The 10,085-nt window shown below is 55.0% G+C and carries 9 protein-coding genes; 1 reads left to right on the top strand and 8 read right to left on the bottom strand.

The window, feature by feature from the left end:
• Nucleotides 1-87: 87 nt before the first annotated feature.
• From hflX to orn, 8 genes are all read right to left on the bottom strand, one after another.
• Nucleotides 88-1,386, bottom strand: a complete 1,299-nt coding sequence (gene hflX / locus O6944_02140; protein MCZ6717939.1) for a GTPase HflX — start codon at nucleotides 1,384-1,386, stop codon at nucleotides 88-90.
• Nucleotides 1,387-1,424: 38 nt separating this feature from the next.
• Nucleotides 1,425-1,664 (bottom strand): RNA chaperone Hfq, encoded by a 240-nt coding sequence (gene hfq, locus O6944_02135; protein MCZ6717938.1) that lies wholly within the window; start codon nucleotides 1,662-1,664, stop codon nucleotides 1,425-1,427.
• Nucleotides 1,665-1,748: 84 nt separating this feature from the next.
• Nucleotides 1,749-2,669 carry a tRNA (adenosine(37)-N6)-dimethylallyltransferase MiaA gene (gene miaA / locus O6944_02130; GenBank protein MCZ6717937.1) on the bottom strand — a complete coding sequence of 307 codons (921 nt, stop codon included), beginning with the start codon at nucleotides 2,667-2,669 and terminating at the stop codon, nucleotides 1,749-1,751.
• A gap of 92 nt (nucleotides 2,670-2,761) precedes the next feature.
• Nucleotides 2,762-4,615, bottom strand: coding sequence for a DNA mismatch repair endonuclease MutL (mutL, locus tag O6944_02125; GenBank protein MCZ6717936.1), 1,854 nt, complete (start codon nucleotides 4,613-4,615; stop codon nucleotides 2,762-2,764).
• Between the two features lie 49 nt (nucleotides 4,616-4,664).
• Nucleotides 4,665-5,972, bottom strand: a complete 1,308-nt coding sequence (locus tag O6944_02120; protein MCZ6717935.1) for an N-acetylmuramoyl-L-alanine amidase — start codon at nucleotides 5,970-5,972, stop codon at nucleotides 4,665-4,667.
• 191 nt (nucleotides 5,973-6,163) lie between these two features.
• Nucleotides 6,164-6,619, bottom strand: a complete 456-nt coding sequence (tsaE, locus tag O6944_02115) for a tRNA (adenosine(37)-N6)-threonylcarbamoyltransferase complex ATPase subunit type 1 TsaE (GenBank protein ID MCZ6717934.1) — start codon at nucleotides 6,617-6,619, stop codon at nucleotides 6,164-6,166.
• Nucleotides 6,616-8,115: an NAD(P)H-hydrate dehydratase gene (locus tag O6944_02110; GenBank protein MCZ6717933.1), complete on the bottom strand. Its 1,500-nt coding sequence runs from the start codon at nucleotides 8,113-8,115 to the stop codon at nucleotides 6,616-6,618. Before O6944_02110 ends, tsaE begins: the two co-directional genes overlap by 4 nt.
• Nucleotides 8,116-8,118: 3 nt before the next feature.
• A complete protein-coding gene (orn, locus tag O6944_02105) occupies nucleotides 8,119-8,655 on the bottom strand; it encodes an oligoribonuclease (GenBank protein MCZ6717932.1) in 537 nt (178 codons plus the stop codon).
• 137 nt (nucleotides 8,656-8,792) lie between these two features.
• Here orn and O6944_02100 point away from each other — a divergent pair, with 137 nt between their 5' ends.
• Nucleotides 8,793-10,037, top strand: coding sequence for a M48 family metallopeptidase (locus O6944_02100; protein ID MCZ6717931.1), 1,245 nt, complete (start codon nucleotides 8,793-8,795; stop codon nucleotides 10,035-10,037).
• Nucleotides 10,038-10,085 lie beyond the last annotated feature (48 nt).

Here is a 10,085-nt window from a genome sequence, read left to right as displayed (position 1 = left end):
TACTCCCGTTGCCGCCGGGATTATTCCAACCCATGATTATTTCTCCAGTGTAATGTTCGAACCGCCGCTCTCTCGGCACGGTGGATTTTAAGTGGCTGCCAGTCCCACTGCAACCCGCTCAGAATCCAGACCCGCATCACGGCACAGCCGGTCAAGGCGCCGCCGCTGAAGCTCCACTTCCAGCATCCACCCACCATCCTCATTGCCACACTCTTGTCGGACCGCACCGAGCTGGAAGAGACGCGCCCTCAGCCTTCCGGCCGAGGCAGGAATTTGGAGCCAGCGCCTGACAGTATCCTCTCTGACCTGTTCGGAGAGGGCTGCGGTGAGATACTCCAAACCAGCCCCCGTCTTTGCAGACAACCAGACGCGGTGAATACGCCCATCCTGGTTCCGCTCCGCTCTGGGCACGTCATTATCCTGTAGGTCAAGCTTATTGTAGACCTCCACCTGGGAAACGCGTGAGGCGCCTATGGTTTGAATGACCTCATTGACCTGCTCTATCCGCTCATGTCGCTGCTCGTCGTGGGCATCAATCACATGCAGCAACAAATTGGCTTCGCGGACCTCTTCCAGCGTTGCGCGGAAGGCCGCCACCAGATCATGCGGGAGATGCCGAATAAACCCGACCGTATCTGTGAGGACCATGGAGCCGCAACCGGACAGCTCAATCCGCCTCAACGTAGGATCAAGGGTCGCGAATAACTTATCCGCGGCGTAGACTGCTGCCCCCGTTAGACGATTGAACAGGGTCGACTTGCCAGCATTCGTGTAACCCACTAGCGAGACAATCGGCAACGCCGCCTTGCGGCGCAGCTTTCGTCCCATTTGCCGCTGCCGTCTCACTTTTTCCAGGCGCTGGTGGATATGCTTGATCCGTTGCCCAATCAGCCGACGGTCCGTTTCAAGCTGCATTTCACCAGGTCCCCGCAATCCGATACCGCCTTTCTGACGTTCAAGGTGTGTCCACCCTCGCACGAGTCGGGTGGACAGATGCTGCAACTGTGCAAGTTCTACTTGCAGCTTGCCCTCATAGGTACGAGCACGCTGTGCGAAGATGTCCAAAATGAGGCCCGCTCTATCAAGTACACGGCAGCCTACCAGGCGTTCCAGATTCCGTTCCTGGGCAGGCGTCAGTGCATGATTGAAGAGCACAATGTCTGCGCTACACTGGGCAACGCACTTCTTGATCTCTTGCGCTTTCCCACTACCCACAAAGTATCGCGGGTCCGGCACCTCTCTCGAACCCGTTAACGTCGCGAGCGGGAAAACGCCGGCCGATGCGGCAAGCTCCCTAAACTCCTGTAGTTCCTCATTAACTTCCGTGTCTCGGAAGCTCAAGTGCACCAGAATGGTACGTTCGCCACTATCTATATTATCGAACAAAGGCATTGGCTCGACGCTGACTCACCAAATAGCAGAGATTAGTCCTCTCCGCTGTCTTCATCTCTGGGGATTTTGATATTCCGCGCTGGCACCACGGTAGAGATGGCGTGTTTGTAGATCATTTGGCTTACCGAGTTTCTTAACAATACCACAAATTGATCGAACGATTCGATCTGCCCTTGGAGTTTTATGCCGTTTACCAAGTAAACAGACACTGGGACGCGTTCTTTACGTAGAGTATTGAGATACGGATCCTGGAGTGAATGCCCCTTGCTCATGATGATCTCCTTAATATTTATAGTTATATTTCGGTACGTAACGGGGTTCATATTATCGCACCACCGCGCTTTTTTAACATTATATTACAATCGTCCTGTAACCATCGGGGCTCCCTCCAAGAACTTCAACAGGCTACCAAGTACATCTTCGTCGCTGCCGTCAAACCAGGTGGCATTACGTTCTGAGCGCAGCCAAGTCAACTGACGTTTTGCTAATTGACGCGTTGCAACAATCGCACGCTCCACCATCCCCGGGTAATCCAACGACCCCTCCAAATAGCGCCAAACCTGACGATAGCCAACAATCCGAGCGGACGGCAGGTGTGGGCCCAAGTCACGCCGCTCATACAAACCCCGCACCTCGTCAACGAGGCCGCGCTCCAGCATTCGGTGAAAACGTGTCTTCACGGATTGGTGAATCACCCCGCGTTCACGAGGTGCCAGCACGAACTTCACCACCCGATAAGGCAGAGAATCTCGTGTCTGTCGCGAAAAATGATCCGTCAGCGGCTGCCCGGTGAGTTCAAACACCTCCAAGGCACGGAGTATGCGTTGAGGGTCATTTGGATGAATTCGGTTTGCCGAGGGGGGGTCAACCTCCGCCAGTCGCGCATGCAGGGAATGCCAACCTTGTGCACGTGCGTCAGCTTCGAGTGACGCACGGAGACGCTTGTCAGCCGAAGGCAGTTTCGAAATACCGTTTTGCAAAGCGCGGAAATATAGCCCCGTACCCCCCACCAATAACGGGATCCTTCCTTTGCTGCTGATATCCTCTATCTCGCGGAGCGCATCTCTGCGAAACCGGGCCACAGAATAGGGCTCAGCCGGATCGCAAATATCGATCAACCGGTGGGGCACCCGATCAAGCACGTCCCGTGTCGGTTTGGCCGTGCCGATATCCATGCCCCGATACACCATTGCCGAATCGACACTGATGACATCGCAAGGCAAGCGCTCAACAAGCTCAACGGCAAGCCGCGTCTTTCCCGCGGTTGTTGGCCCCATTAAAAAAATCAAGGGAGGCAAATGCTGATCATCGATCGGCACACCGCCATTCCGTTTAGTGGGTCGCCCGGCAGATGGCCTTCGGCCTTTAATCATTTTCTCCGTCGCAATAGGGCATCTAGCGCCTCGAGCGAAAGCTCCCTCCATACAACACCTTCATGGCTTTTCTCGGCATGGGCGTCGACTTGCTCGAGATCGCGAAGCAGCACGTTCAACTCTGCTAGGTCGAGATGGCCACTTGGTTCATAGTGTGCATGCGCCGCCAACGTAGCGAGCAAAGATTGAGGAAATGCGTTCGCGTTCCCATCCCGTGAATGATCGGCAGTCACCGCAAGCACATCTCGTACCAACGCCTCCACATTCGCTCGCACTAGCAGCGCCGGGATCTCTCGAACCATGAGCCTATCCGGGCCGACGCGGTCGACCACCAACCCAACCCGGGCCAGGTCTGATGCAAATTCGACAGCCAAATCGATCATAGTCTCTGCCACCACGATACCCACGGGGAGAAGCAGCGGACGCGACCGCACAGGGCCACTTTCATACGCTGCTGTTAGCCGGGCAAAGGCGATTCGCGCCTGAGCTGCCTGGATATCCACCAGCGTTATGCCTAAACGCGTCTCGGCGATCAGATATTTGCCGTGCAGTTGCGCCAGCGCCCGACCAAGCGGCGGTGGTGGCGCCTGCTTCGCTGCCCGAGACGCTGACGCCTCCGCAACAACGGTCTCAGAAGCGATCGAATGATGTCGAGTCCGATCTTGAACTAAGGCGCCCGGGGGGGGTTGAGGCCAGCGGCCATGAGCGGCCCAGCGCGCATGCGCACCAGCCGCTCGAGCGACGGGCCAAGGGGGTAGTGATTCGCCACCATCGGCCGAGATCAGTGGAGAACATTCGCTCAATGCCTGATGCAAACGTCCGTAAAGAAAATCATGAACAGTGCGAGGATCCCAAAAACGCACTTCATGCTTGGTGGGATGCACGTTGACATCGACACAAGAGGGATCCACTTCCAAATAGAGGACGTAAACCGGATGCCGACCGGGATAGAGTAAATCGTCGTAGGCCTGGCGAAGAGCATGATTAATCCGCTTGTCTCGGATGATGCGACCATTCAAGTAGACATACTGCATATCGGTCTGACTGCGCGCGGCGGCAGGTAGACCGAGCCAGCCCCAGACTCGAAGACCGGCCGCCTGATAATCTATGCGTCTGGCACGCCCCAAAAATGCGGCACCGAATAGGCTGGTAAGCCGGCGATCTTTCTCCTCATCGGACTTAGCCGGGCGCACATTGAGCACCGGACGTTGGTCGTGGTGCAGACTGATCCCGACGTCAAAGCGGCTCAGTGCAATCCGTTTCACCAGCCCATGCAAATGGAGGAATTCAGTCTTTTCGGAGCGCAGAAACCTGCGCCGCGCTGGCATATTAAAAAATAGGTCGCGCACCTCGACCGTGGTGCCCGGTGGGTGAGGCCGTGGCTCGCTCGCCGTCGGCGCCTTCTCGCCCTCTGCATTCACTGCCCACCCCGTCTCATCTTCCTTCGTGCGGGACACCAAGGAAAGATGGGAGACCGAACCAATACTCGGTAACGCTTCCCCACGAAATCCGAGTGTCGAGACCCGTTCGAGATCTTCGGGCAAGGCAATCTTACTGGTAGCATGGCGAGACAGTGCAAGTAGAAGGTCATCACGGTGAATGCCAGCACCATTGTCGCGCACCCGTATCAAATGGACTCCGCCGTGCTCTACGGCAATATCGATTTGCGTGGCAGCAGCATCGAGACTGTTCTCGAGCAACTCTTTGGCGACGGATGCAGAACGTTCGATCACCTCGCCGGCGGCGATCTGATTCGCGATGTGAGGGAGCAGAATCCGAATGCGGGAGGGTAAACCAACATCAGTCATGACGCCGACATTATACGGGATGTCGTGCTGTCCGTTCGCCATGGGCGAGTAGCGCGGCGAACCCCGCTATCGCATCACTGTGGACTTCTTGTTAGCCGCCTTCTCCTACCGGAATACGAAGCTTCTGCCCCGCCTGTAAGCGGTCATCAGGTAGCTTGTTCGTAACACGCAGACTTTTTTGGCTCACCCGATACTGCTGTGCGATTCCAGAAAGCGTTTCACCCCGCGCTATGACGTGTTCGCGTGCCGCATACAACGTACCAGGTGGCGGATGATGCTGGAAATAGCCGCTGAGCCCCCTAAATATGGCACGCGCAATTCCATCTTGATGCCCTGGATCGCGGAGCCTGTTCTCCTCGTAGGGATTAGAGATATAAGCCGTCTCGATCAGTATGGAGGGGATATCGGGCGATTTAAGGACCGCAAAGCCCGCATGCTGCACACCGCGTTTATGTACCTTTCCTACTTTCTTCAACTCGGCCAGCGCCCGGTATGCTACATCGGTGCTGGCTTCGCGTGTGGCAGTCTGGGACAGATCGAACAATACGGAAGCCAGAACACCGTCTTTATCATCAAGGCTGACACCACCGATAAGGTCTGACGCGTTTTCACGCTCCGCAAGCCATCGTGCGGCCTCGCTGCTCGCCCCGCGTTGTGACAAGACGTAGACGGACGACCCCCGAACGTTGCGCTGCTTGAACGCATCGGCGTGGATCGAGATAAACAAATCTGCCTTGTGCTCGCGAGCAATTTCCATGCGTTTGCGCAGCCTCACGAAATAATCGCCCTTGCGAACCAACACCGCGCGCATGCCGCGGTCGCTGTTAATTAATTTTGCAAGGCGCTTCGAGATCGAGAGCACGACATCCTTTTCATAGGTACCTCGCTTGCCACGTGCCCCAGGATCCTCGCCGCCATGGCCGGGATCGATGGCGATCACCACATTTCTGACGCCATTTTTAGATTTTGTACTCGGAATTCGATCGGCACCTGATCGTGACTTTTTGTGCTTTTGGATGTCGTAGAGGTCGACCACCAGCCGATGGCCGTAGCGTTCGTTTGGTTTAAGTAAAAAGCTCTTGGCCTTTACCCGCTTTTTCAGATCCAACACTACCCGCAGATCAGTGTTGTTCCGCGGGGCGCTACGTATGCCCGCCAGCAGCTTATCGCTCGCCGACGGTTGCCGGGGTGATCGACGAAATCGCGCAGCGCGCATGTCGATGACGACGCGATGCGGACTCGCTAACGTGAACAGCTTATGATCAACTGGGCTTGTGACATCAAACACCACACGCGTATTGTCGGGTGCAGCCCAAATGCGGACGTTTTTGAGTTCCACAGGCTGAGCCGCAACCGACCCCGGCAGCAGCAACAGAACCAAGGCGGCAACTAAGCGCATATCCAGTGCAATCTTGTATCAATAGTTTCTTTATTTTGTAGTCCTTATTCAGGTAATTTCAAGCAGTTTTTAGCTAAATTTCATATGTATTTGCTTTTCAAGCTATTTATGTCTGCAGAGCCAACGGAAATGGCGCGGTAACGGCAAATCCCACGAGGGCGGACTCGCTATAGACACAAGCCACGCGCGGCTTAAGGAAAAGAAAGCTGGTTTAGGACTGCGCGCCCAGCAGGAGTCTGCCACTCAAGGACCACCGCACGATGGGAAGGCGCGTAGGCAATACGCACAAGGATATCACCGGTCCCCAACCGGCCAGCGGCGTGCTCGGGCCATTCAACCAAGGCCAGCGCCTCGCCATCGAAATAGTCCCGGAACCCTAATTCCTCCAGCGCCCGGGGATTGGTTAACCGATACAGATCAAAATGATAAATCCTGCGTCCCCCAAGGTCGTAGGATTCGACCAGGGTAAAGGTGGGGCTTTTTACAACATCCTTATAATCCAGCGCACGCAAAAAACCCCTGGCCAACGTGGTCTTCCCAACACCCAGCTCACCCTGAAGAAAGAGGCTTGTTCCCGTCGGACAGTGTCTGGCGAGGCCCCCCCCGAGTGCTTCCATGGCGGCGGGGTCGGCGATCGCAAGTTTCATGAAATATCCGGATTAACAAGTCGACGGAGCCACGGCATCAGATCACTTGCCAGCAGCCCTCGCTCACCCTCTTTAGCCGCAAGGTCGCCGGCCGCAGCATGCAAACAGACGCCCACACGCGCCGCATCGCCAGCGCTGAACCCTTGGGCAAGGAAACCCGCAATACAGCCTGTGAGCACATCGCCCATCCCGCCGCTCGCCATACCAGGATTGCCTTGATGGCAAACCGCACACTGTCCGTTCGCATCCGTGATCACGGTACCCGCCCCCTTAAGGACCGCCACGCCACCAAATCGACGCTGGATTTCGGTGGCGGCCGTAAAACGATCCGCTTCGATCTCGGCGATACTGCACCCGAGTAGCTGGGCAGCTTCACCTGGGTGTGGCGTCAATATCCAATGATCACGTGTGACGGGATCTGCCGCGAGCAGATTGAGTGCATCGGCATCTAATACCATCGGCAAAGTGTGCTCTACTACCTTGGTGAATAGCGACATGCCCCACGGAGACTGACCAAGGCCGGGACCCACCGCGATAACACTGGCGCGCTCGATGAGCGGCGCGAGGTCTTTCGGATCCTCGGTACCGTGCGCCATGATCTCGGGGCGGGCGGCACAGATATAACCGGCATGGGCACTTCGGGTTGCAAGGCTAACCAGACCTGCTCCAACTCGCCCGGCGGCTTCTGACGCCATACGTGCCGCGCCTGCAAAGCCCTCGTCGCCACCCACGACAAGCACATGGCCAAAGCGGCCCTTATGGGCCGCGCGAGGCCGACGCGATAGCAGCGCCTGAACGCAGCCAAGGTCCAGGCGCTCAGCGGAGGATCCCACCCCACGGTAGACCTCTGCAGACACGCCTAAGTCGTGGAAAAGGACCTCGCCGCTGTACTCCATCCCCTGCCCGGTAAACAGACCACGCTTCAAACCAATGAATGTAATGGTCGCATCTGCCCTCACCACACAACCCATGACGCGGCCCGAGTCCGCATGGAGCCCTGAGGGGATGTCAATGGAAAGAACTGCCTCAGCCTGCTCGTTCACCGTATTGATCGCCTCGGCCCATTCACCACTCACATCACGGTCCAAGCCAGTCCCAAGCAGCGCGTCAACAACAACATCGGCCCTTGCAAGCTTCTCGCGATCGTACGGCACGGTGATGAGCCCGCTTGCAGTTGCGGCATCGGCGGCTGAACGTGCATCCTCGTGTAGTCGACTCGCATCCCCGACTTGAATAACGGATACCTCTCGGCCGGCCTCGTGTGCATGGCGCGCCAATACATAGCCATCCCCACCATTGTTGCCCATACCACACAACACGGAAATATGGCGTGCGAGCGGCCAGCGGGTGCATAAGACGCCAAAAGCCACCTTCCCAGCGCGTTCCATCAAGGTTGAACCAGGAATGCCATGCTCCTCAATTGCCAGGCGATCCAGTTCTCGCACCTGTTCCGCGCTATAGAGAGTGCGCGGCAAATCTGCTGCATGCAGTACCACGGCTCAACAATTAAAGACCTGCTCGCGGTAGCTCCGGAGCTCGTTGATGGAATCCCGTATATCGTCAAGTGCCAAATGACTAGAGCTTTTCGCGAACTCTTTCTTGCCCCAGCGCTTGACCAGTTCCTTAACGGTACTGACGTCCAGATTACGGTAATGAAAGTAGCGTTCGAGTTCCGGCATCAAACGATGCAGAAAACGCCGGTCCTGGCAGATGCTGTTGCCACACATAGGAGAGATGGCAGGTGGAACATAGCGCTTAACAAATTCCAACGTCATCCGCTCGGCAGCTGCCTCGCTCAGCGTGCTGCGTCGCACGCGGTCCACTAAGCCTGATTTAGTGTGTTGATGGGTATTCCATTCATCCATACCCTGCAAAATCGTGTCATCCTGATGTATAGCCAATGCCGGCCCCTCCGCTACGATATTCAGTTGACTGCCCGTGATCACAGTTGCGATCTCGATGATATAATCTTTGTCCGTATCTAGACCCGTCATCTCCAAGTCGATCCAGATAAGATTATCAGGGAATTGGGTCATATCCGGGAACCTATATCGATTATGAATAAAGAATATGCTAACCGTACTATGATGCAGTTCGGCGCGCAATTCTCTGATGAGCAGATCATCATGTTAATTGCTACTATTGCGGACGGCTTATTGCCGATAATGCGCCAATGAATGAACTAACCTTAATATTTCTGGCGGCAATTGCCATAAGCATTGCCATACACGGATGGCTCATTAGGCGCCATATCGATTATGTTCGTTCCCATCGCGACCAGGTGCCCGCCGCATTTCAAGATACGATACCACTCAGCGCGCATCAAAAAGCAGCTGATTACACGCAGGCCAAGGCCCGCTTTGGAATGTATGACCTACTCGTAGGCGCGCTTTTGTTACTCATCTGGACACTCGGAGGTGGACTTAATCTACTGGATGGTGCTTGGCAGTCAGGCGGGCTCCCAATACTTGCAACCGGCGTGGGATTCGTAATTTCTGCCTATGCACTGATGGCCCTGCTTGAAATACCGATGTCCGCTTACCGAACATTTGTAATCGAGGAACGTTTTGGCTTCAATAAAACAACACCAAAAATTTTCATCCTCGACATTCTTAAGCAAGGTATGCTGCTTCTGTTAATTGGCATGCCACTCGCTGCACTAGTATTATGGTTGATGTTAAACGGCGGCGCACTTTGGTGGCTGTATGTATGGGTCGCTTGGATTGGCTTTAGCCTGCTCATGATGTGGGTATATCCCACATTCATTGCTCCACTATTTAACAAGTTTCGACCTCTTATGGACGATGCACTACGCACTCGCATCGAGACACTATTGAAACGCAATGGTTTCTCTAGTCAGGGAATATTCGTCATGGATGGTTCAACACGATCCACACATGGGAACGCCTATTTCACTGGACTCGGCACGAACAAGCGCATTGTATTTTTTGACACGCTAATAGACGAACTGAACTCTGAGGAAATCGAGGCGGTGCTCGCTCATGAACTTGGTCATTTTAAGTGTAAACACATCACAAAACGGATTATCTTGATGGCTGCAGTAAGCTTGATAGGACTAGCATTTCTCGGCTGGCTGATCAACCAGCCTTGGTTCTATTCCGGGCTTGGCGTCACCCAGCCTTCTGCGCATGTTGCTCTTGTTCTGTTCTTGATTGTTATACCTGTATTTACATTCTTTTTTCAGCCTATGCTCGCACACATATCGAGAAAGCATGAATTTGAAGCGGATGACTTTGCTGTGAAGCAGGCGAAAGCCGACACTCTAATCCAGGCGCTGGTCAAACTGTATAAAGAAAATGCCAATACACTCACACCAGATCCACTCTACTCTGCATTTCACGACTCACATCCGCCTGCGCCCGTGCGCGTAGCGCACCTATCATCTAAACGTGCATAATCAAAACACGCGTTGGTCGGAAACTACGTGAAACGCCAGATCGCAGCT

The sequence above is a fragment of the Gammaproteobacteria bacterium genome (assembly GCA_027296625.1).
Lineage (GTDB): Bacteria > Pseudomonadota > Gammaproteobacteria > JAKEHO01 > JAKEHO01 > JAKEHO01.
Note: the sequence above shows the minus strand (reverse complement) of the source record. Positions and strands in the feature narration are given on the sequence as shown.

Excerpts from the sequence above, each read along its gene's own strand:
- hfq (MCZ6717938.1), bottom strand. The coding sequence starts at position 1,664 with ATGAGCAAGGGGCATTCACTCCAGGATCCGTATCTCAATACTCTACGT.
- O6944_02100 (MCZ6717931.1), top strand. The coding sequence starts at position 8,793 with ATGAATGAACTAACCTTAATATTTCTGGCGGCAATTGCCATAAGCATT.
- O6944_02120 (MCZ6717935.1), bottom strand. The coding sequence starts at position 5,972 with ATGCGCTTAGTTGCCGCCTTGGTTCTGTTGCTGCTGCCGGGGTCGGTT.
- orn (MCZ6717932.1), bottom strand. The coding sequence starts at position 8,655 with ATGACCCAATTCCCTGATAATCTTATCTGGATCGACTTGGAGATGACG.
- mutL (MCZ6717936.1), bottom strand. The coding sequence starts at position 4,615 with ATGGCGAACGGACAGCACGACATCCCGTATAATGTCGGCGTCATGACT.
- miaA (MCZ6717937.1), bottom strand. The coding sequence starts at position 2,669 with ATGGGGCCAACAACCGCGGGAAAGACGCGGCTTGCCGTTGAGCTTGTT.
- tsaE (MCZ6717934.1), bottom strand. The coding sequence starts at position 6,619 with ATGAAACTTGCGATCGCCGACCCCGCCGCCATGGAAGCACTCGGGGGG.